This is a genomic window from Nocardioides kongjuensis, from assembly GCF_013409625.1.
GTDB classification, from domain to species: Bacteria; Actinomycetota; Actinomycetes; order Propionibacteriales; family Nocardioidaceae; genus Nocardioides; species Nocardioides kongjuensis.
This window is the reverse complement of sequence record NZ_JACCBF010000001.1, coordinates 3057869-3079479: the sequence shown is the minus strand read 5'-3', so window position 1 is coordinate 3079479 and position 21611 is coordinate 3057869. Positions and strand designations below refer to the sequence as shown.

Annotated in this window: 23 protein-coding genes; 8 read left to right on the top strand and 15 right to left on the bottom strand. The window is 71.9% G+C overall.

The genetic code is table 11. The features are described from left to right. Positions 1-11: 11 nt before the first annotated feature. A complete protein-coding gene (locus BJ958_RS14775; protein WP_179727561.1) occupies positions 12-500 on the bottom strand; it encodes a MarR family winged helix-turn-helix transcriptional regulator in 489 nt (162 codons plus the stop codon). Positions 501-566: 66 nt separating this feature from the next. On the opposite strand from BJ958_RS14775, the gene BJ958_RS14770 reads away from it, so the two are divergent. Continuing rightward, entirely contained in the window at positions 567-1472 is a 906-nt protein-coding gene (locus tag BJ958_RS14770) for an alpha/beta fold hydrolase (protein WP_179727560.1), read from the top strand. After that, on the top strand, positions 1469-2263 hold the full coding sequence (locus tag BJ958_RS14765; protein ID WP_179727558.1) for a methyltransferase domain-containing protein: 795 nt from the start codon (positions 1469-1471) through the stop codon (positions 2261-2263). The genes BJ958_RS14770 and BJ958_RS14765 overlap by 4 nt, the downstream gene beginning before the upstream one ends. A gap of 211 nt (positions 2264-2474) precedes the next feature. Here the strand turns inward: BJ958_RS14765 and BJ958_RS14760 are convergent, their stop codons facing one another. Further along, complete coding sequence (locus BJ958_RS14760) at positions 2475-3341, bottom strand: hypothetical protein (RefSeq protein ID WP_179727556.1); 867 nt, start codon at positions 3339-3341, stop codon at positions 2475-2477. A 199-nt stretch (positions 3342-3540) separates the two neighbouring features. On the opposite strand from BJ958_RS14760, the gene BJ958_RS14755 reads away from it, so the two are divergent. Further along, on the top strand, positions 3541-5043 hold the full coding sequence (locus BJ958_RS14755) for a sigma-70 family RNA polymerase sigma factor (RefSeq protein WP_179727555.1): 1503 nt from the start codon (positions 3541-3543) through the stop codon (positions 5041-5043). A gap of 42 nt (positions 5044-5085) precedes the next feature. Further along, positions 5086-5565 carry a hotdog fold domain-containing protein gene (locus BJ958_RS14750; protein WP_179727553.1) on the top strand — a complete coding sequence of 160 codons (480 nt, stop codon included), beginning with the start codon at positions 5086-5088 and terminating at the stop codon, positions 5563-5565. A gap of 12 nt (positions 5566-5577) precedes the next feature. On the opposite strand, the gene BJ958_RS14745 is transcribed toward BJ958_RS14750, so the two are convergent. From BJ958_RS14745 to BJ958_RS14725, 5 genes are all read right to left on the bottom strand, one after another. Continuing rightward, the gene (locus BJ958_RS14745) at positions 5578-6435 is read right to left on the bottom strand and encodes an amino acid ABC transporter permease (RefSeq protein ID WP_179727551.1); all 858 of its coding nucleotides are present in this window, start codon (positions 6433-6435) and stop codon (positions 5578-5580) included. After that, positions 6435-7088 (bottom strand): ABC transporter permease subunit, encoded by a 654-nt coding sequence (locus BJ958_RS14740; protein ID WP_179727547.1) that lies wholly within the window; start codon positions 7086-7088, stop codon positions 6435-6437. Before BJ958_RS14740 ends, BJ958_RS14745 begins: the two co-directional genes overlap by 1 nt. 78 nt (positions 7089-7166) lie before the next feature. Then, positions 7167-8051, bottom strand: a complete 885-nt coding sequence (locus BJ958_RS14735) for a glutamate ABC transporter substrate-binding protein (protein ID WP_179727546.1) — start codon at positions 8049-8051, stop codon at positions 7167-7169. Between the two features lie 12 nt (positions 8052-8063). Beyond that, entirely contained in the window at positions 8064-8849 is a 786-nt protein-coding gene (locus BJ958_RS14730; protein ID WP_179727544.1) for an amino acid ABC transporter ATP-binding protein, read from the bottom strand. A gap of 93 nt (positions 8850-8942) precedes the next feature. Next, entirely contained in the window at positions 8943-9338 is a 396-nt protein-coding gene (locus tag BJ958_RS14725; RefSeq protein ID WP_179727543.1) for a hypothetical protein, read from the bottom strand. 81 nt (positions 9339-9419) lie between these two features. Between BJ958_RS14725 and miaB the strand changes: the two genes are divergently transcribed. After that, positions 9420-10934 (top strand): tRNA (N6-isopentenyl adenosine(37)-C2)-methylthiotransferase MiaB, encoded by a 1515-nt coding sequence (miaB, locus tag BJ958_RS14720; RefSeq protein ID WP_179727541.1) that lies wholly within the window; start codon positions 9420-9422, stop codon positions 10932-10934. 3 nt (positions 10935-10937) lie between these two features. Then, positions 10938-11672, top strand: a complete 735-nt coding sequence (locus tag BJ958_RS14715; RefSeq protein ID WP_179727539.1) for a Type 1 glutamine amidotransferase-like domain-containing protein — start codon at positions 10938-10940, stop codon at positions 11670-11672. Here the strand turns inward: BJ958_RS14715 and BJ958_RS14710 are convergent. The 4 genes from BJ958_RS14710 to BJ958_RS14695 form a co-directional block, all read right to left on the bottom strand. Further along, on the bottom strand, positions 11661-11912 hold the full coding sequence (locus BJ958_RS14710) for a hypothetical protein (protein ID WP_179727537.1): 252 nt from the start codon (positions 11910-11912) through the stop codon (positions 11661-11663). The two genes, BJ958_RS14715 and BJ958_RS14710, sit on opposite strands and share 12 nt — an antisense overlap. Before the next feature lie 74 nt (positions 11913-11986). Further along, a complete protein-coding gene (locus BJ958_RS14705) occupies positions 11987-12484 on the bottom strand; it encodes an NUDIX domain-containing protein (protein WP_179727535.1) in 498 nt (165 codons plus the stop codon). Positions 12485-12515: 31 nt separating this feature from the next. Beyond that, positions 12516-12719, bottom strand: coding sequence for an Rv0909 family putative TA system antitoxin (locus tag BJ958_RS14700; RefSeq protein ID WP_179727533.1), 204 nt, complete (start codon positions 12717-12719; stop codon positions 12516-12518). A gap of 63 nt (positions 12720-12782) precedes the next feature. Beyond that, the gene (locus BJ958_RS14695; RefSeq protein WP_179727531.1) at positions 12783-13040 is read right to left on the bottom strand and encodes an antitoxin; all 258 of its coding nucleotides are present in this window, start codon (positions 13038-13040) and stop codon (positions 12783-12785) included. A 65-nt stretch (positions 13041-13105) separates the two neighbouring features. Here BJ958_RS14695 and miaA point away from each other — a divergent pair, with 65 nt between their 5' ends. After that, positions 13106-14023, top strand: coding sequence for a tRNA (adenosine(37)-N6)-dimethylallyltransferase MiaA (miaA, locus tag BJ958_RS14690; protein ID WP_179727530.1), 918 nt, complete (start codon positions 13106-13108; stop codon positions 14021-14023). Here the strand turns inward: miaA and BJ958_RS14685 are convergent. Genes BJ958_RS14685 through BJ958_RS14675 form a run of 3 tightly spaced genes read right to left on the bottom strand, consistent with a single transcriptional unit; the run spans position 14007 to position 18703 of the window. Further along, on the bottom strand, positions 14007-15455 hold the full coding sequence (locus BJ958_RS14685) for a phytoene desaturase family protein (protein WP_246319052.1): 1449 nt from the start codon (positions 15453-15455) through the stop codon (positions 14007-14009). The two genes, miaA and BJ958_RS14685, sit on opposite strands and share 17 nt — an antisense overlap. Next, complete coding sequence (locus BJ958_RS14680) at positions 15442-17277, bottom strand: DUF3556 domain-containing protein (RefSeq protein ID WP_179727527.1); 1836 nt, start codon at positions 17275-17277, stop codon at positions 15442-15444. The genes BJ958_RS14685 and BJ958_RS14680 overlap by 14 nt, the downstream gene beginning before the upstream one ends. Before the next feature lies 1 nt (position 17278). Continuing rightward, positions 17279-18703: a class I adenylate-forming enzyme family protein gene (locus BJ958_RS14675; RefSeq protein WP_179727524.1), complete on the bottom strand. Its 1425-nt coding sequence runs from the start codon at positions 18701-18703 to the stop codon at positions 17279-17281. Positions 18704-18864: 161 nt separating this feature from the next. Here BJ958_RS14675 and BJ958_RS14670 point away from each other — a divergent pair, with 161 nt between their 5' ends. Next, positions 18865-20118, top strand: coding sequence for an RsbRD N-terminal domain-containing protein (locus tag BJ958_RS14670; protein ID WP_218865766.1), 1254 nt, complete (start codon positions 18865-18867; stop codon positions 20116-20118). Positions 20119-20184: 66 nt separating this feature from the next. On the opposite strand, the gene BJ958_RS14665 is transcribed toward BJ958_RS14670, so the two are convergent. Next, entirely contained in the window at positions 20185-21468 is a 1284-nt protein-coding gene (locus BJ958_RS14665) for an HNH endonuclease signature motif containing protein (RefSeq protein WP_179727521.1), read from the bottom strand. Between the last annotated feature and the right edge of the window lie 143 nt (positions 21469-21611).

Here is a 21611-nt window from a genome sequence, read left to right as displayed (position 1 = left end):
GGGTCCGGGCGTCAGCCGGCGAACGGGACCAGGAGTCGCCGGAGCAGGCCGGCGAGGTCGGCCTGGTCGTCGGGCGAGAGCCCGGTCAGCAGCTCCCGCTCGGCGTCGAGCAGCGCGGCGAACGCGCCGTCGACCGCGTCCTTGCCGTCCGGCGTGAGCCGGACCAGCACGCCGCGACGGTCGGTCGGGTCGGGGTGCCGCTCGACCAGGCCGCGGGTGGCGAGACGGTCCACGCGGTTGGTCATGGTCCCGCTGGTCACGAGCGTCTCGCGCAGCAGCCGGCCGGGGGAGAGCTCGTACGGCTCGCCCGCGCGGCGCAGCGCCGCCAGCACGTCGAACTCCCAGGACTCGATGTCGTGCGTCGTGAACGCGTGCCGCCGGGCCCGGTCGACGTGGTGGGCAAGGCGGGAGATCCGGCTGAACACGGACACCGGGCCGAGGTCGAGGTCGCTGCGCTCGCGCGCCCACGCCTCGATGAGCTCGTCCACCTCGTCCCGCATGCCCTCACCATATCTCACGAGTCGAGAATCTTGATGTCAAGATAAATCGAGCGTAGGGTCGGCCTCGTGGACACGCGCACTGATGACCTCGGCCCGGTCGCCCTCACGAGCCTGGTCTGGGGCGACCCCGACGACCGGGGCCGGCCGCTGGCCGTCCTCCTGCACGGCTTCCCCGACACCGCCCACACCTGGCGGCACCTCGGCCCGGCGCTCGTCGGTGCCGGCTACCGCGTCCTCGCCCCCTTCACCCGCGGCTACGCCCCCAGCGGCATCCCCGCCGACCGCAGCTACCACGTCCCTGCCCTCATGCACGACGCCCTCGCGCTGCACCGGGTGCACGGCGGTGACGACCGCGCCGTGCTCGTCGGGCACGACTGGGGAGCCATCACCGCCAACGGCATCGCGGCCTCGCCGGCCAACCCGTACGGCGCGATCGTGTCGCTGGCCGTCCCTCCGCTCTCCGTGATGAACCCGCGCCGCGACGACCTCGCCCGGTGGCTGCGCATCCTGCCGCGCCAGGCAGGACTGAGCTGGTACACGCTCTTCAACCAGCTGCCCCGGCTGCCCGAGCAGCGCTTCGACGACCTGGTGGCCCACCTGTGGCGCCGCTGGTCGCCCGACCACGACCCGACCGAGGACCTGGCCCACCTGGCGGCGGCCGTACCCGACGAGGCCCGCAAGGCGGCCGTGATCGGCTACTACCGCGCCCAGCGGCGGCTGCGCCAGACCCCGGCGCGGTACCAGTCGCTCGCGCACGAGTGGACCCGCGAACCCCGGGTGCCGCTGCTGTACCTGCACGGAGCCGACGACGGCTGCCTCGACGTGCGCTGGGCCGGACGGATCGGCGAGCGCCTGCCGGCCGGCAGCCGCGTCGCCGTCATCGACGGCGCCGGGCACTTCCTGCAGCTCGAGCGGCCGGACGTCGTCAACGCCCGGATCCTCGAGCACCTGCACGTCGGAGCGCGCCCATGACGCAGTCGAGCCCGGCCTGGGACCCCGACCGCTACCTGACCTACGCGGACGAGCGCGGGCGCCCGTTCCTCGACCTCGTCGGTCGGGTCGCAGCCGTCGATCCCGACGTCGTGGTGGACCTCGGTTGTGGACCTGGCAACCTCACCTCCCTCCTCGCTGATCGCTGGCCGGCGGCGGCGATCACCGGTGTCGACTCCAGTGAGGCCATGATCCGCGCCGCCTCCGACAGCTCGGCCGCAGAACGGGTGTCCTTCCACAGGGCCGACCTGCGTGACTGGTTGGCAGCCGCCGAACCCGGAGGTGTCGACGTCCTCGTCTCCAACGCGACCCTGCAGTGGCTGCCCGAGCACCTCGACCTGGTGCCGGCACTGGTGGGCGCCGTGAAGCCCGGCGGCTGGCTGGCGTTCCAGGTCCCGGGCAACCACGACGAGCCCAGCCACACGCTGCGCGCCGAGCTCGCCGCCGAGCCGCCGTACGCCGTCCACACGGCCGGCGTCGCCGCTCCGCACGCCCACCGTGCCGAGGTCTACCTGCGTGCGCTCCAGGCGCTCGGCTGCGAGGTCGACGCGTGGGAGACGACCTACCTCCACGTGCTCCACGGCGAGGACCCGGTCTTCACGTGGGTGTCGGGGACCGGCGCGCGCCCGACGCTGCAAGCGCTGCCGACGGACCTGCGCGCCCGGTTCGAGGACGAGCTCAAGGCGCGACTTCGTGCGGCCTACCCGGACGACGGCCACGGCGTCGTGCTGCCGTTCCGGCGGATCTTCGTGGTCGCCCGCACCCCCGCCTGACGACGAGGGACGAGGCAGCCGCCGGGATTCCCCTCCCTCCGGGGAACCCCGGCGACTGTTGCTCCCACCCTGGTCGTGGCTGGTACGCCGAGGCGACTGCAGTCCCTGTCCGGGTCGTCGGGCCCGCAGCACCCCCCAGATGCTTCGGACCCCGGTCGTTCCACCCCGCCCCCCAGCCGGATCGGTTCGACGCTGCAGCCGCCTCGGCAGCTCATGGTGCGACGCGGCCGCCCGGGTATCGGTACCGCTGGGTCGCAGGGTGCGGCCGCGTCCGGTCGGCGGCTGCGACCTGCTGGTCACGGCACAGCTCGACGAGCGCGGCGACCACCGCGGCCTGCGCGCGGCCGACCTGGCGGGCGAGGTCCACGATCCGGTCCGGGTACGGCGACCAGGGGTCCGCGAGGACCATCGCGAGGTGGTGGCGCCACTCGGCGATCGTTCCGTTGGCCACGATGTCGGCGAGCTCGTCGACGGATTCGAGCGTCGGCACGGTCCAGTCCCGGTCGATGCCCTGGACCAGGAGGGCGTGCGCGGCACGCAGGCGCGTGTCGTCGAACGCCTCGTCGAGAGCGGGGGTCCGCGGGCGGGCGCCGAGGCGGCGGCCGATGCGGGGGACGAGCATCCGGCGCATCGCGGTGGTGGTCAGCGGGAGCCGGGAGTCGGTCTCGAGCGCGGTGCCGTAGCGGTGCTGGAGCCTGGCCAGCCGGACGTGGCCCAGCTCGTCGGCGAGCGCGGTCAGCGCGGTGTGGTCCTCGAGCCCGCCGAACAGGGCGAGGCCGACCAGGTTGGCCGTGGCGGCGCAGGCGGGGAGCGTGTGCGAGAGGTCGCGGTGCTCCTCGACCAGCGCGATCAGCCGGGCCCAGGTGGCGTGGTCCTCGCTGTGCACGCCGTGGGTGCGGGCGAGGGTGTCGTCGATGACGTCGAGGAACAGCTCCTCGTGCGCGACGCCGAACGTGCGTCGTACGCGCACCCGCGCCTGCAGGACGGCGGCACGCCGGGCGAGCGAGCGCGGGGCCAGGGGGACGACCGGCGGCAGCGGACGGGCGCCGCGCGCGGCGGTGGAGCGCGTCGTGCTCATCTGTCTCCGATCGGTCCGAGCAGGTCCCCGGGCGGGGCTGTCACCGAACTGGACGGAGCGCGGGGCGGAACATCACGCGGTTTTCGCGACGAGATGGAAAGTTTTCCGATTCGGTGCATCATCGGAGGCGCTCGCTCGTTGGACAGGGCGTCGCGGACACTCCCGCGGCGTTCGAGCGCGGGCAGAAGGCACAGGAACCATGGCGGAGGAACCGATGGGCGAGGACGCGTCCCGCACCCCGGAGGAGGAGCTCCTCGGGCGGGTGCGCTCGGGCGACACCGCTGCGTTCGAGGAGCTGTACCGCGACCACGTGGACGGCGCTCGCCACCTCGCCCGGATCCTGGTCGGCGCCGAGGCCGCCGAGGAGCTCGTCGCCGAGTCGTTCTCGCGGGTGCTCGGCCAGCTCAGCGCCGGCAGAGGCCCGACCTCGAGCTTCCGCTCGTACCTCCACGTCACCATCCGCAACGGCTACCGCGACGGGCTGCGCTCGCGGCGCGAGTCGGTCGCCTCGGACCAGCCGTGGCTCTTCGAGCAGGCCGAGACCGCCGAGGTCACCCCCGAGGAGGCCGTCGAGGGGCTCGACGAGTCCGTCGCCGTCGACGCGCTCGCCACGCTCCCCGAGAGCTGGCGCAAGGTCTTGTGGCACGTCGAGGTCGAGGGCCGCAAGCCGGCCGAGGTCGCCACCTTGATGGACCTCAAGCCGCGCGCCGTCTCCTCCCTCGCGCACCGCGCGCGCGAGGGCCTCAAGCGTGCCTACCTCGACCTGCACGCCGGCCCCGAGCCGGCTCGCGAGCAGTGCCGCTGGGTCCACCACCGGATGAGCCAGTACGCCCGCGGCGACCTCGGAGCCCGCGCCGAGCAGAAGTTCGGCGCCCACCTCGACGGCTGTGCCTCCTGCCGGAGCGCCTTCCTCGTCGTCGACCGCGTCAACCAGAAGCTCGCCGTCCACGTGCTGCCGATCGTGCTGCTCGCCGTACCCGCCGGCGGCAAGGGCCTGCTCTGGCTGGCCGGAGGTACGGCGGCCGGCGGAGCCGCTGCCGGAGCAGCCACCACCGGCACGACCACCGGGGGTGCGGGCGGTGCCGGCGGCGCGTCGGGTGGCGCGTCGGGTGGCGCGTCGGGTGTCGGTGGTCCGGCCGTGGCGGTCGCCGCCGCGGTCGCGGTGGCCGCGGTCGCCGCCGGTGCCTTCGCGGCGCTCGGCGGCCACGACGAGCCCGACCGCTCGCCCGCGGCATCGCGTCCCGTGGTGGTCGCGACGCCGAGCGACGCCCCGATCGACCCGGCGGACCCGCCGGCGGCCCAGCCCGCGCCGGGCGACCCCGACCCGGCCGTGCCGGTCGCCACCTCCCCGGCGGCCGCGGCGACGCCGCCGCCCGGCACGCCGGACCCGGTCGACGTACCCGCTCCGAAGCCCACCGCCCCGCCGGCCGGCGACTCCGCGCCGGCATCGCCGGCCAGCGCCCCCGGCACCCCGCCGGGCACCCCGCCGGGCACCCCGCCGAGCACCCCGCCGACCGACGCCCCGCCGACCAGCCAGCCGAAGCCGACCGAGTGCGGTGATCGCCGGATCTGTGCCGGACCGGTCACCATCACCCTGCCGGGCGACGGCCGGCACGGCGTGACGATCGACGTCGCCCTGCCCGGGCTGCCGATCGAGGTCGGGGTGGGCCCCGGCGGTGTGATCGTGGGCACGAAGCACTGACGAGACTCGCCCTGGAGGTTACCGGCGAGTAATGTTGGGTCCATGACCCAGGTCCACAGCCTCTGGAAGACCACGACGAACCTCCCCGTGGTCGGCGGCACCCTCGGCAAGCGCGTCTTCTCGATCGCGTTCAGCCAGAAGGCCCCGTACTTCGCCACGATCCACCCGCGGGTGACCGAGCTGCGCCCCAACTACGCGTCGGTGGTCATCCCGAAGCGCCGCAGCGTGCAGAACCACATCGGCACGGTCCACGCGATCGCTCTGTGCAACGGCCTCGAGATGGCGATGGGCGGCCTCGCCGAGGCCACGATCCCCAGCACCAAGCGCTGGATCCCCAAGGGCATGACCGTCAGCTACACGGCCAAGGCCACCGGCGACGTCACCTGCATCGCCGAGACCGACCAGGAGCAGTGGGACACCGCCGAGGGTGAGCTGCCCGTGCGGGTCCGCGGCGAGCTCGCCGACGGCACCGTCGTCATCGAGGGCACCATCAACCTGTGGGTGACCAGCAAGAAGAAGTGACCCGCGCCGCGGTCAGGGGATCGTGCTCGCCTGCGTGGTGAGCGCGGTCATCCCGACCTCGAGCGGCTTGTGCTCGCCGACGAACTTCCTCTGCACCCAGGTCGCGATGACGGTCAGGACCAGGTTGACCGAGATGTAGAGGAAGGCGAGCACGACCGCGGTCTGCAGGTGCGTGCCGGGGAACTCGGTCCACATGGCCTTCCCGATGTAGGTCAGTCCCGGGGCGACGATGTAGTAGCCGAGGCTGGTGTCCTTGAGGGCGACCACGCACTGGCTGATGATCGCCGGCAGCATGATCTTCACCGCCTGCGGCAGCAGGATCAGCGTCATCACCTGGGTCTTGCGCATGCCGATGGCGTACGCCGCCTCGCCCTGCCCCGAGGGTACGGCCAGGACGCCCGCACGGAAGACCTCGGCGAGCACGGCGCCGTTGTAGAGGGTGAGGGCCAGCACCACGCTCCAGTACGGGCCGAAGCCGTCGCCGATGCCCCAGGTGTAGAAGATGAAGATCATCAGCAGCAGGACCGGCACGGCGCGGAAGAACTCCACCACCAGCGCGCAGGTCCAGCGCACCGGCCGGTGGTCGGAGAGCTTGCCGATGCCGAACACGACGCCGAAGAGCACCGCACCGATGACGGCCGAGAAGGCCATCTGCAGGGTCTTGAGCAGGCCGTCGACGAGCAGTGCGCGCACGTACTTCGGCGTCACGAACTGCTCCCACTTGCCATAGGCCAGCTCCCCCTTCGCGTCGAGGAAGAGGAGGACTCCCGCCAGTCCGCAGGCGACCGCCGCGGCGGTGAGCGCGGTGTAGAGCCGGTGCCGGGCGATCGTGCGCGGGCCGGGGGCGTCGAAGAGGACGGATCCGGTCATCAGCGAGCCGCCCTCCAGCGTCGCTCGAGGCCGACGGCACCGAGGGAGATCAGCTCGACGAGCACGATGTAGCCGATCGCGAAGAGCACGAAGATCAGCATGGTGTCGTCGGCGTTGCGGTTCACGAAGTACCGCATCCGGGCAGTCGCCTCCATCAGCCCGAACACCGCGACGACCGAGGTGTTCTTGGTCATTGCGATCAGCGTGCTCGCCAGCGGCGGGACCGACGCCCGGAAGGCCTGCGGGAGCACGACGTGGCGCATGTTCTGCCCGAACGTCATGCCGATCGCCCGGGCCGCCTCCGCCTGGCCCAGCGGGACCGCGTTGACGCCCGCGCGCAGGGACTCGGCGACGAACGGTGCGGTGTAGAGGCTGACCGCGATCGTTCCCTTGAGCACGTAGGGAGCGCCGGTCAGCAGCCCGGTGTTGGGCGCGGCGAAGAAGACGAACACGCACATCACGAGCAGCGGTGTGTTGCGCACGAGGGTCACGTACGTCGCGGCGACCCACCGCAGCACCGCGATCGGACCGACCCGCATGGCGGCCAGGGCGGTGCCCAGGACCAGCGCCGCGACGCCCGAGAGGAAGGCGAGCTGGACGGTGAGCCAGAACGCCTTCAACACCAGGTCGAAGTGGGAGAACACGTCCTCCACGTCGGCGTCCCTCCTTCTCGTTCGGTCAGGCCCGTCGCGGGCCCGGCACCGCGTGCCGGGCCCGCTGGCGGCCGATGGTCAGGCGCAGGGGTCCATCTCCGGCGGCTCGGGCGTGTCGACGCCCGACTTGCCGAGAGTGACCTCGAAGGCCTTCGCCCAGTCGCCGTCGTCCTGGGCGGCCTTGATCGTGTCCTCGATCCACTGGCACATCTCCGGGTGGTCGAGGGAGTAGCCGACGCCGTAGCGCTCCTCGGAGAACGGGTCGACGACCACCTTGAGCTCGTCGGGGTGCTCGGCGGCGTACCCGAGCAGGATCGCGCCGTCGGTCGTCATGGCGTCGACCGAGCCGTTGAGAACCTGGTCGACGCACTCCGAGTAGGTGTCGAAGCCGCGGGGCGTTGCGCCCTCGGCCTCGATGTTGGCCAGCGACGTGGAGCCGGTGACCGAGCAGACCTCGGTGCCCTTCACGTCGTCCAGGGAGGCGATCTCGCTGTCCGACTTCACCAGCAGCTGCTGGCCGGTGACGTAGTAGGGACCGGCCTGGCCCACGACCTTCTTGCGGTCGTCGGTGATGGAGTAGGACGCGATGACCAGGTCGACCTCGCCCTTCTGCAGGAAGGACTCGCGGTTGGCCGAGATGGTCTCCACCCAGTCGATGTCCTCCGGTGCGATGCCGAGGCTGGCTGCGAGGATCTTGCCGATCTCCGGGTCGAAGCCGGAGGGGGCGTCGTCGGTGGCCCCCTTGAAGCCGATGCCCGGCTGGTCGTACTTCACGCCGATCTTGATCTTCCCCGCATCGGCGAGCTCCCGCATCCGGGTGCCCTCGTCGAACTGTGACGCGGCGTCCTTCTTGACGTCGACATCGATGCCCTTGTCGTCATCGTTGCCGGCGTCGCCACATGCGGCGAGCGTCGACGCCACGAGAACGGCTGCCGCGGCAACCTTCAGTCTGTTCAGTCGCATGCGCTTCTCCTTCTAGTGTTTGAGGATCTTGCCGAGGAAGTCCCTGGCCCGGTCGCTCTCCGGGTTCGTGAAGAAGGTCTCGGGATCGCCGGTCTCGAGGATCCGGCCGTCGGCCATGAACACGACGTGGTTGGCCGCGGTGCGGGCGAAACCCATCTCGTGGGTCACGACGATCATGGTCATCCCGCGCTCGGCGAGGTCGACCATCACGTCGAGGACCTCCTTGATCATCTCCGGGTCGAGTGCCGAGGTCGGTTCGTCGAAGAGCATCACCTTCGGCTCCATGGCCAGCGCGCGAGCGATCGCGACCCGCTGCTGCTGGCCGCCGGAGAGCTGGGCCGGGTACTTGTCGGCCTGGTGGGCGACACCGACGCGGTCGAGCAGCTCGCGTGCGCGCGCCTCGGCCTCGGCCTTCGACTGCTTGCGCACCTTGATCGGGCCGAGCGCGACGTTCTGCAGGATCGTCTTGTGGGCGAACAGGTTGAAGCTCTGGAACACCATGCCGACGTCAGCGCGGTGCCGGGCGAGGGCCTTGCCCTCCTGGGGCAGCGGTGAGCCGTCGACCAGGATCCGGCCCGAGTCGATCGGCTCGAGGCGGTTGATCGTGCGGCACAGGGTCGACTTGCCGGATCCGGAGGGCCCGATCACGACGACCACCTCGCCGCGGCCCACGCTCAGGTTGACGTCCTGCAGGACATGCAACCCGCCGTACCACTTCTGCACGTCGACGAGCTCGACCAGGGGCTCCCCGGAGCGGGGCGCGCTGCTGTCAACCGGAGCGTCGTCGGTGACGGTCATACGCGTGGACGCTAGTCCCGATGGGCCATGCTCGGCTAGTACTTCAGGGCCGGCCGCACGACAATGTTGCCGGACCGTGTCCGAACGCCCGGCCTAGAAGATGTCGGGCAGCACGCTCAGCGCCAGTCCCACGACCAGCGCGAGCACGGCGAGCATCGCCGCCCGGCCCTGGCCCTTCGCCGACGCCGCGCGCTCGGCGTCGGTGAGCGGGTCGAGTCCACGCTCGGCGCGCCACGCCGTCTCCTCGGCGTCCCACTGCGCCGCGGGCGTGGCGCTGCGCAGCACCGCACCGAGACCGAGCAGGAGCAGCGTGAACGCCCCGCCCGCGACGGTCAGCACGGTCAGGATCGCCGAGACGCCACGGGTGCCGGTGCCGAACATCAGCCCGGCGCCCATGCCGGCCGAGGCGAGCAGCGCGACGATGCTGAGGACGCTGCCGATGACCTCGTTGTTGCGGGCGACGAAGCCGGGGGGAGCGGTGTCAGCCATGCCCCGACCCTAACCAGACGCGGGTGAGCAGCCCTGAGGGATTCGGATGGGCATGCCCGTGCGCCGTACCCTAGAGCGGTCATGAGCGCCACCGCAGAACAGCCGAGGACCTACGAGGTCCGCACCTACGGGTGCCAGATGAACGTCCACGACTCCGAGCGCCTCTCGGGCCTCCTCGAGGACGCCGGCTACCTCCCGTTCGACAAGGACGCCGAGGGCCAGCAGGCCGACTGCGCGGACATCGTCGTGTTCAACACCTGTGCGGTGCGCGAGAACGCCGACAACCGGCTCTACGGCAACCTCGGCCACCTGGCGCCGGTCAAGGCGAAGCGGCCCGGCATGCAGATCGCCGTCGGCGGCTGCATGGCCCAGAAGGACCGCGACACCGTCGTGAAGAAGGCCCCGTGGGTCGACGTCGTTTTCGGCACCCACAACATCGGCTCCCTGCCGGCGTTGCTCGACCGGGCGCGGGTCCAGCAGGAGGCGCAGGTCGAGATCCTCGAGTCGCTCGACGTGTTCCCCTCGACGCTGCCGACCAAGCGCGAGTCGGCGTACGCCGCCTGGGTGTCGGTCAGCGTCGGCTGCAACAACACGTGCACGTTCTGCATCGTCCCGAGCCTGCGCGGCAAGGAGAAGGACCGCCGTCCCGGCGAGATCCTCGCCGAGATCGAGGCGCTGGTCGCCGAGGGCGTCTCCGAGATCACGCTGCTGGGCCAGAACGTCAACGCGTACGGCGTCGAGTTCGGCGACCGGCAGGCGTTCTCCAAGCTGCTGCGGGCGTGCGGCGACATCGAGGGCCTCGAGCGGGTCCGGTTCACCAGCCCGCACCCGGCCGAGTTCACCGACGACGTCATCGAGGCGATGGCCGAGACGCCGAACGTGATGCCGAGCCTGCACATGCCGCTGCAGTCCGGCTCCTCGAAGGTCCTCAAGGACATGCGCCGGTCCTACCGCCAGGAGAAGTTCCTCGGGATCATCGAGCGGGTCCGCGCCGCGTTGCCCGACGCCGCGATCACCACCGACATCATCGTCGGCTTCCCCGGCGAGACCGAGGAGGACTTCCAGGAGACCCTCAAGGTCGTCCGGGAGGCGCGGTTCTCCGGGGCGTTCACGTTCCAGTACTCCAAGCGCCCCGGCACCCCCGCCGCGACGCTGCCCGACCAGGTGGACCAGGCCGAGGTCACCGACCGCTACAACCGCCTCGTCGAGCTGGTCAACGAGATCACCTGGGAGGAGAACAAGCGGCTGGTCGGTCGCGAGCTCGAGCTGATGGTCGCCGAGGGCGAGGGCCGCAAGGACGCCGAGACGCACCGGTTGTCCGGCCGTGCACCCGACAACCGGCTGGTCCACTTCGAGGCCGACTTCGCAGCTGTCGACGGCGCGCCGCGGCCCGGTGACATGGTCACCGTCGAGGTCACCTACGCCGCCCCGCACCACCTCGTCGCCGACGGCCCGGTCCGCGCGCTGCGTCGTACCCGCTCGGGAGACGCGTGGGAGCGCCGCACCTCCGAGCCGCCCGCGCCGAAGGGCGTCGGCCTCGGCATGCCCTCGATCGGCGTCCCCGCACCGCTGCCCGACGCGCCGGTCTGCGGCTGAACCGTGCCGGCCGACGCTCCCACGATCGTCGCGACCTCCGGCGGGGTCGTGCCCGGCGCACGCACGAGGTGGTCGGTCGGGCCGCTGACGTCGTACGCCGTCGATCTGGCCGGGGTCGAGGGCCGGGCGCCGCGCGTGTGCTTCCTCGCCACGGCCTGCGGTGACCAGCCGGCGGTGGTCCGCGACTTCTACGACATGGCGCAGGAGGCGGGCTTCCACGGCAACCACCTGTCGCTGTTCGCGATGCCCAACGTCGACGACATCCGCGAGCACCTGCTCTCCCAGGACGTGATCTGGGTCTGGGGCGGAAGCGTCGCCGGGCTGCTGGCGATGTGGGACCTGCACGGTGTCGGCAAGGTGATGCGCGAGGCGTGGGAGGCCGGCGTCGTGCTCACCGGCGTCTCGGCCGGGTCGATCTGCTGGCACAGCGGCGGCACCACCGACTCGTTCGGTCCGGACCTGCGCCCGGTCACCAACGGGCTCGGCCTGGTGCCGTGGTCCAACGGGGTGCACTACGACTCCGAGGAGCAGCGCCGCCCGCTCTACCAGCGGCTGGTCGCGGACGGCACCCTGCCGGCGGGCTACGCCACCGACGACGGGGTGGGCCTGCACTACCGCGGCACCGAGCTGGTCGAGGCGTTGGGCGAGGAGGCCGGCAAGGCGGCGTACTTCGTCGAGCGGGGCGCCGACGGCACGGCCGTCGAGACCCGGCTCGAGACGCGACTGCTACGCGGGTGACTCCGTCTCCGGCGGCACGTCGGGGTTGCCCTGGGTCGCCTCGGTGTCGGTGTCCTCGGGCGTGAGCGTCTCGGCGGGCAGCTCGTCGTCGGTGGCGGGGTTGAGCCACGGGTCCGGGTCGCGCGGCTCGGTGCTGTAGGCGCCGTCCCCGCCCACCCCCTCGATCCGGTGCGGACCGCCCGGCGGCGGTGCCGGCGGCTCGGCGACCGGCTTCGGCTGGGGTGGCAGTTCCTGGTTCATGGCTCTCCTCTCGATCAGGGAGCACCCGGACAGGTGGTAACCGCTGGCGGGCCGGACAGTCCTCCCCGGCGGGCTCAGAACCCGTGGTGGCTCAGTGCCGGCAGGTCGCCGGTGCGCAGCCCGGCGAGGACGACGGCCTCGTGCGGGACCAGCGGCTCCGGGAGCGCGGACAGCGGGAACCAGCGCAGGTCCGCGCACTTGGCGGGCTCGACGATGCGCGGCTCGCCGGTCCAGGCGCGAGCGGTGAAGAAGAAGTCGATCCGCTCGTCGATCGGCAGGTCGTGGGCCGTGCGCTGCATCGCCGTCACGAAGGTGAGGTCGAGGTCGTCGACGGCGATCTCCTCGAGCGCCTCACGTCGGGCGGCGGCCTCGGCGGTCTCGCCGCGCTCGACGTGCCCGGCCGCGGCGGCGGCCCAGAAGCCGTCCATGTAGCCGGTGTCCTGCCGCAATTGCAGGAGCACCTCGGTGCCCGTCGTGCTGCCACCCGAGACGATCTCCCGCAGGAGGAAGACGTAGGAGGCGGGGACCACGGCGAACCGGGTCTTCCCGGTTGCGGGGTCCGTGACGGTCACCGAGGTGCTCGCTTCTGCCGGCGGTGGCCGGTCAGCTGATGTCGTCGTTCTTGCCGTCGAGCGCGTCGAGGGCGTCCTTGGCCTTGTCGGCGCCGAGGTCGATCTTGTCGCCGAACTTGCCGCCGGTCTTGTCGGAGGCGAAGTCGGCGGCCTTGTCGACCGCGTCGCCGATCTTGTCGCCCTGGCTGTCGACCGCGTCGGTCAGCTTGTCCTTGGCGTCGTCGAGAAAGCCCACGAGAAACCCCCAGAGGTGTCAGTACGACGGCCCGACCTGGGCCACCGCCGTCACCCTAGAGGATCAGGGCGACGGCGGGGTGTCGGCCGCGGGCGGCTCGCCGGTCGGGCCGTCGTCGCCCTCGAGCTTGCCCAACGCGTCCTTGGCCTTGCCGGTCGCGCCCTCGATCTTGTCGTGGTACTTCCCGCCGGTCTTGTCGTCCACGAAGCCGGCCGCCTTGTCGAGGCCGGACTCGATCTTGTCGCCGTGCTTGTCGACCGCCTCGCCGACCTTCTCGGCGACGGTGTCCTTGGCACCCTTCAGCTTGTCCATGAATCCCATGCTCTGCTCCTCGCGGTCCCGGCCCGAGTGGGCCGCTCGATGGGGGTCATTGCCACACTAATCCCATGCCGGGAACGTCCACCACGCCTCCGATCGTCGCGATCGTCGGGCCGACGGCCAGCGGCAAGACGTCGCTGTCGCTCGACCTCGCCGAGGCGCTCGGCGGCGAGGTGGTCAACACCGACGCGATGCAGGTCTACCGCGGCATGGACATCGGCACGGCGAAGCTCCCGCTCGCCGAGCGCCGCGGGATCCCGCACCACCTGCTCGACACCCTCGACGTCCGCGATCCCGCCACCGTCGCGGAGTTCCAGGGCTGGGCGCGTGCGGCGATCGGCTCGCTGCGGGAGCGGGGCGTGACGCCGGTCCTGGTCGGCGGGTCGGCCCTCTACACGCGGGCGATCCTCGACCGCTTCGAGTTCCCCGGGACCGACCCCGCGGTCCGGGGCAGGCTCGAGGCCGAGCTCGCCGAGGTCGGCAGCCCGGCCCTGCACGCCCGTCTGCGCGAGCTCGACCCGGTCGCGGCCGAGCGGATCGAGGTCGAGAACGGTCGTCGCGTCGTCCGTGCGCTCGAGGTCATCGAGATCACCGGCGCCCCGTTCAGCGCCAACCTCCCCGTCCAGGAGTACGTCGACCCGCACACCGTCCAGCTCGGCGTCGCCATCGACCGCGAGGTCCTCGACGAGCGGATCGCCGTACGCGTGCGACAGATGTTCGACGACGGCCTGCTCGACGAGGTCGAGCGGCTGCTGGGGGAGGGCCTGGCCGAGGGACGCACCGCCGCACTCGCGATCGGATACCGGCAGGCGATCGCCGTCCTCGCCGGCGAGATGAGTGTCGAGGACGCGATCGAGAGGACGACCGTCGCCACCCGCCAGTTCGCACGTCGCCAGCTCGCGTGGTGGCGCAACGACCCGCGGATCACCTGGCTGCGGCACGACGACCCGGACCGCGTGGCGAAGGCGCTCAGCGCAATCGGCTGAGCGCCGCCTCGGCCGCGTGGAAGCCACCCATCCCGTGCACCCCGGCTCCGGGAGGCGTGGCCGACGAGCACAGGTAGACCCCGGGGACACCCAGGAAGTAGGGATCCAGGGCAGGACGTGGCCGGAAGGCGATCTGCCGGGCGGTGTTCGCGCCGGCGGAGATGTCGCCGCCGACGTAGTTGGCGTTGTAGGCCTCCCACTCCGCAGGGCCGCGGGTGGCGACGGCCAGCACCCGCTCGCGGAAGCCGGGTGCGAAGCGCTCGACCTGCCCGAGCACGGCCTCGGTCGCGTCGCCGGTGTAGCCGTGCGGCACGTGCGCGTAGGCGTAGACCGGGTTCGCCGAGCCCGACGAGCGCGACGGGTCGATGAGGTACTGCTGGCCGAGCAGCACGAACGGCTGGTCGGCCATCCTCCCGCGCACGGTGCCCTTTTCGATGGCGGCGACCTGCTCGGCCGTGCCGCCGAGGTGGAGGGTCCCCGCGCGGCGGCAGGCCTCGTTGGTCCACGGGATGTCGCCCTCGATCGCCAGGTCGACCTTGAAGGCCGCCGGCCCGTAGGAGTAGCGGGTCAGCGATCGGCGCACCCGCGCGGGGAGGCGGTCGCCCACGATGTCGAGCACGCCCGCCGGCGCGGTGTCGAGCACGACCACCTCGGGCGCCGAGCCGACCAGGTCACGCAGCTGGTCGAGCGAGGTGACCCGTACGCCGGTCACCACGCGCCCGCCGTACGACGCCAGCTCGGCCAGCAACGCCCGCGTGATCGACTCCGTGCCGCCCTCCGCGACCGGCCAGCCGACGGCGTGCGCGGTGCCGGTCAGCATCAGCCCGACCGACCCGCTCAGCGGGGTGTCGAGCCGGCCGAAGGCGTGTGCCGCGACGCCCGTGAAGAGCGCCCGGGCCGGATCGTCGCCGAACCGGGCGGCGGTCCACGTGGCCGGCATCAGCGCCTTCAGCCCGAACCGGCCGAGGGTCAGCGGGTGCCGGGGCACGTGCACCACGGGCTGGAAGACCTCGGCGATGAGGTCGTCGAACCTGCGCACGATCGGCTCGAAGATCCGGCGCCACCGCGGGCCGTCGTCACCGAGGGACTCCGCCGACAGGGACATGTCGCGTGCCGCGATCCCGGCCCGCCCGTCGTCGAGGGGGTGCGCCAGGTCGACCTCGGGCCACAGCCAGCGCAGGCCGTGCCGCTCCAGGCCGAGCGAGGCGAAGAACGGAGAGGCGACACCGGTGGGGTGGAACGCCGCACAGTCGTCGTGGAGCAGCCCGGGCAGGGTGAGCTCGCTGGTGCGTGTCCCGCCGCCCGGCCGGTCGTGCGCCTCGACCACGGTGACGGCGAGACCGGCCTGCGCGAGGCGGATGGCGGCGGCGAGCCCGTTGGGCCCGCTGCCCACGACGACGGCGGTGGTCATCGGCTGCTCACGAGACGGCATCCTTGCGACGGTACCCGGGCGCGGTCCAGCCGACCTGCAGCGGCACCGGCCCGTTGGGCAGCCACGGCTGCTCCTTGACGCACTCGCGCACGTCCCAGCTGCCCCGCTCGACGACGCCGAGAGCGGCGTCGATCACCCGGTACTCCTGCGGCCGCGAGGTGCGCCACGGCGTCGCCTGCGACTCGCAGTAGGCGACGACGAGGTCGCCCGGCTCCAACCCGAGCCGCTTCTGCACGGCGGCGACCAGCCGCTCGTCGTGCAGGTGGCCGTCGCCGAAGTTCCAGCCCACCAGGATGTTGCACATGAACTCGCCCTCGCGCACGTCGCGGGTCTCGAGGTCGTCGAGGTGCTCGACCAGCACCGAGAACAGGCCCCGCCCCTGGCTGTGCATCGAGCGCCAGGCCAGCGCCTTCTGCACGGTCATCTCCGCCTCGTCCGCGGTGTAGGTCATGCCGGGCATCCGCTGCAGCTGGCTGTTCTGGGTCTCGACGAGCAGCAGCTCGTTGAGCCGCTGCTCGACACCCGGCTTCATCGCCCACACCGCGGAGGCCCAGTTGCCGGCGTACTGCCGCATCGACGGCAGGAAGGACACCAGGTCGGGCCGCAGGTTGCCCAGGACCGGGCCGAACAGCAGCAGCGCGAAGATCGGGAGCAGCAGCGCCGGCTGGGAGAAGTCCCAGATGTTGTACGTCGACGCGGCGAACCCGTCGCCGAAGCCGCCCCACAGCACGATCGCGATGTAGCCGAAGTAGACGTTCCACTCCAGCGGCACGGCGAGCGGGAAGGTCGAGGTGATGAAGATGTGGAACACCAGCATCGCCACGGCGCCGAGCATCGCGACCGTGTCGTCGGCCGTCGTGAGGAGCACCACCGGGATGATGATCTCGACGGTCGTGCCGCCGACGTGGGCCATGAACCAGGCCAGGCCGCTGGGCCGGATGTCGTCGGGTGCCCGGCGGTAGTGCAGCTTCTTGACGAGGTTCAGCTGGCCGGGGGAGTTGGAGACCATCGGCGGGACGACGTTGATGAAGTGCTCGCCGATCTTGGACACGCCGGCGCCGATCCACACGATGCAGATGATGATCTTGAAGGCGACGACCAGGTCGACGAAGTCGGCCGAGGTGGCGCCGTCGCGCAGGGCGAGGGCGCCGAGGGTGGCGGAGAAGAGCATGATCGGCAGGTACTGCTCGGAGCGGGCGGCCAGGAAGACCACCTTGTCGCGCAGTCCCATCAGCGGCATCGTCACCAGGATCGGCAGGAACGCCAGCGGCGGCACCAGCTCCTGCGGTCCGGTCCCGGGGGGCACGAACGGCACCGCCTCGGCGTGCACGACGAGCGGGAGGACGAGGCTGGCCAGCACGGCGACGTACAGGACGACGTCGCCGACGGTGCGCTCGTCGCCGCCGGTGAGCGGGACGTGCCGGCCCCACGGGGCCATCCGGATGGTGCCCGGCCGCAGCCAGTAGCGGATGTTGCCGAGCATCGGCACGAAGTGGCCGCACAGGGGGCCGAAGGCGCCGCCGAGGCCGATCACCTCGAGCAGCATCAGCCAGATCGCCAGCTTCTGGTAGACGACGATGTTGTCGAACCAGGTGCTCGGGTCCGAGAACGCCACGTGGTCGGTGGTCCACGACGTGATGGCCAGCCCGACGGCGAAGTAGAGGCCCAGCATCTTCAGGATGTAGACGACGTGCAGCATCCGCGGGGTGTTGAAGCCCTCGGTCACCCAGTTGGTGCTGAGGACGCGGATCCGCTCCAGGAACGGCAGAGCGAGGAACTCGGCGGCCGGCATCGGCTCCGGCGCAGGCTTGAGGAATCCCATGTCAGGCTCCACTCAGTCGGGCCCGCAGCGCGGGCTTGTCGATCTTTCCGACGGGGTTCTTGGGAAGAGCATCCAGCACGTGGAGCGCCACCGGAACCTTGATCTTCGTGAGCTCGGCACGGCAGCGCGCGAGCAGGGCGTCGACGTCGACGGTGTGGTTGGGGGCCGCGGAGACGAAGGCGACCACCACCTCGCCGTACACCGGGTCGGGGCCGCCGACGACGGCCGCCTCGAGGACGTCGGGCGCTGCGTGGAGGACGTTCTCGATCTCCTTGGGGTAGATGTTCTCGCCACCGCGGATGATCATGTCCTTGATCCGGTCGACGATGCGCAGGTAGCCGTCCTCGTCGAGGATCCCGACGTCGCCGGTGTGCAGCCAGCCGTCGCCCAGCGTCTCGGCCGTGGCCTCGGGGCGGTTGAGGTAGCCGCGCATCACGTTGGCGCCCTTGATCACGACCTCGCCACGCTCGCCGTTCGCGACGAGCGTGCCGTCCGGCGCCATGACCGCGACCAGCTGCCCGGGCAGGGCGGGGCCGACGGTGCCGGGCTTGCGCATCCCGTCGACCGGGTTGCACGTCGACGCGCAGGTGCCCTCGGAGAGGCCGTAGCCCTCGACCAGAGGGAACCCGAACCGGTGCTCCACCGCCGCGAACAGCTCCGGCGGCGCGGGCGCCGCACCGCAGATCGCGAACCGCACCGACGTCGTGTCGGCCTGCACCTCGGCCGGCAGCGCGACCAGGTGGGAGTAGATCGTCGGCACGGCCGAGAAGTACGTCGGCCGCAGGCTCTCGATCGCCCGCAGGAACTCGACCGGGTGGAACCGCTCCAGCACCGACAGCTGGGCGCCGGCGGACATCGGGGTCAGGAAGCTGACGCAGATCGCGTTCACGTGGAACAGCGGCAGGACCAGCAGGCAGTGGTCGTCGGGGCCGATCGCGATCGCCTCGCCCATGCTGGCGATCATCGCGTCGACGTTGCCGTGGTCGAGCATCACGCCCTTGGGGCGCCCGGTCGAGCCGCTGGTGTAGACGAGCAGCGCGAGGTCACCGCTCTCGGTGCGCGCCGGCGGCAGGGTGCCGCCGGGCGTCGTGGGGAGGTCCGCGACGTTGTCGCCGTCGATCACCAGGACCGCGCCCGAGTCGCTGATCTGGTGGCCCGCCTCGACCGCGGTGAACGTCGGGTTCACCGGTGTCGCGGCGGCGCCCAGCCGCCAGGCCGCCATGATCGCCACGAGCAGCTCGACCCGGTTGGGGAGCATGACGGCCACCACCGAGCCGCGGCCCACGCCCCGGGCGGCGAAGTGCTCGGCAGCGGCGTCCACGCGCTCGGCGAACGCACGGTAGGTGAGCTCGGTCCGCTCGTCGCGGACGCAGGGGCGGTCGTCGTACGCCGCCGGGCGGTGCCAGGGCAGGTGGTCCAGGGTCATGCCGGAACGCTAGGTCCGTCGTACCCCGCGGCTCTTGGTCTCCGGAACCAAACTCGGGCGCCGGATTCGGGGCTGCGCGGCCAAGGCGGGCGGGTGTCCCGCTCTGGCACCATGGCGTGACCGCCGTCACCGTTGGTGCGACGGACCGAAGGAGGCAGGTCGTGTCGGACCCGGAGACCGAGATGCAGGGCATCGCCGTGCTGCTCGCCGAGCGTCACCGTGAGCTCACGAACGAGCTGGTCGAGGCCTTCCGCGAGCGGATCCCCGAGCTGCCGACCGACCCGGCGCTGGTCGAGCTCCTGGTCGGCAGCTCGGGTGCCAACCTGGAGACCTTCGTGCACCTGATGCGGGCCCACATGCAGGTCAAGGACGTGCACGCACCGGTCGCGGCCGTGGAGTACGCGCGTCGGCTGGCCCAGCGGGGCACGCCGCCCAGCGCGCTGCTGCGGGCCTACCGGATCGGCCAACAGCTGATCCTGCAGTGGGCCCACGCCCAGATCACCCGCAGCATCGCCGATCCCATGCTCGCCCTGCAGACCGCCCAGATGCTCACCGACCAGTCCTTCCTCTACATCGACGCCGTCTCCGAGGACGTCGTCGAGGCCTACCAGGAGGAGCGGGAGCGCTGGCTCGCCAACCGCAGTGCCGTGCAGCGCGAGACCGTCGATGCGCTGCTGCGCGGGGACCGGCTCGACCTGGCCGCGGCCGAGGCCGCGCTCGGCTACCGCCTGCGCCAGCACCACCTCGGCCTGGTCGTGTGGACCGACCCCGGCGCCGGTGACCTCACCGCCGTCGAGCGCACCGTCGGCCGGATCGCCGAGCGGCTCGACTGCGCCGGCCAGCCCCTGTTCGTTCCCCGCGACCGTGAGACCGCCTGGGCCTGGCTGCCGACCGGCCGCTCCAGCTCGCTCGACCTGACGGGCATCGACGCCGTCCTCGCCGAGGACGACGGTCGGGTCCACGTCGCCGTCGGCTCCGCCGGTGCCGGCGAGCCCGGCTTCCGCAGCACCCACGATGGCGCGGCAGCCGCGCACGGCGTCGCCCAGCTCGGCCAGCACCCGGCCGCCCCCGCGCTGTCGTACGACGACCCGACGGTCCGCGCCGCCGCCCTCCTCGCCCGCGACCTCCCCGCCACCCGTGCACTGGTCCACCGCGCCCTCGGCGACCTCGCCGAGGACACCGACGGCGCCGCCCGGCTGCGCGAGACGCTGCTGGCGTTCGTCGAGGAGCGTGAGAGCTACGTCGCCACGGCAGCCCGCGTGCACCTGCACAAGAACACCGTGAAGTACCGGGTGGACCGCGCGATCGAGGCCCGCGGCAAGCCGCTCGGCGAGGAGCGGCTCGACCTCGAGCTGGCGTTGATCGCGTGCAAGTGGCTGGCGCCCGAGGTGCTGGTCCGGCCGTCAGGCGGCTGAGCCCGTGGTCGGGCGTGCCTGTGCCCCCGCAGGTCCGTGGGTCCTGCGGGGTGCGGGGCGGGGTCGCTACTCGTCGGGCGGGTGGACCGGGTGGGTGCCGCGGTGGTCGACCCGGAACCGGAACCCGCTCGGACTGGTCCACACGTAGGTCGCCGGCATCGGGGTCTCGTAACGCCAGGCCGAGTGGGTCTTGGCGCGGTGGTGCCGACGGCAGAGTGGGACGAGGTTGCAGGGGCAGGTCGGACCACCCTCGCCGTGGGGTTGGTGGTGGTCGATGTCGCACCGGGTCGCGGGACGGGTGCAGTGGGGGAAGCGGCAGGTGTGATCACGAAGGATCACCCGCGTCTTGTGGCGGTCGGGGATCTCGTAGGCCGTGACGGGGAGATGGTCGGCGAGGTCGATCACCGGGCGCACGATGATCGTGGTGTGCCGGGCCCGGAGCCACTCCTTGATCTGGGTGGTGCTGATCGGGCAGCGGCCCTCGTCCCACCGCCCGACCGGGTTCCGGCCAGCAAGGGTGGTGTCGGTGACGTGCACGTTGAGGATCACCTTGCGGCCGGGGACGGTCGCGACGACCTCTCCGGTGTCGGGGTCCGGGACCAGCAGGTCGAGGGCGAGGTCCTGGCGGGCCAGTTCCGCAGCGGCCTTGGAGCGCCGCACGTCGAGTGTCGAGTCGTCCCCGAGCCGGCCGAGCACCTCGGCCCTGCGTGCGACGGCTTGGTCGAGGTCGTGGCCGTCGGCGGCATCCAGCAGCCCGTCGAGGTGCACGAGGCCGTGCTCGTCGACGTCACTGATGTCGAAGTGGCGGTGGTCGGCAGCCTTCTGGCGGTCGGCTTCGCCGCGTTCGGGGTCGAACCGCAGCACGGCTTCGGCGACGAGGCGTTCGAGCTGGGCCCACCCGACGCCGGAGGCGTTCCACAGCTGCCGGTCCACGAACCCCGCCGCCTCAGCACTGAGAGCGTGGGTGAGGTCCGCGATCCGTTCGGCCCGCCACGGAGCGAGTTTCCCGGCGATGACGGCGTCGTAGACGTTGGGGAGCCGCCAGGCGCACTCGATGACCCGTCCGACGTAGGCCTTGCCGCCGTCGGGGGTGCGGCCGAGGACGGCGACGAGCTCCATCAACGCGAACTCGCTGACCAGTGGTGCGCCGTCACCGGCGATCGGGACCCCGGTGTCGAGGTAGCCCTCGGTGATCGTCGCGGCACCCTCGGGTCCGGTGACGACGTGGTCGCTCGCCCAGGCGGTGATGTCCTCCCACTCCTCGACCACCAACGCGTTGCGGGAGCGGATCCGGTCGCCCACCCGCGACAGCAGGGCTGCCGTGCTGCGGGGGTGGGTTCCGAGATCCATGACTGAACTCTCCCACCCACCTCCGACATTGATGCTGGTCTTCGCTGCTCCCTGTGGAGTAGTGAAGAGGTCCCGATCGTCGTGCCTCAGCCTCCGACTGTCGCCCTGCTGGGTTGACCATCTTGTGGTCCGGCCGGCGGTCG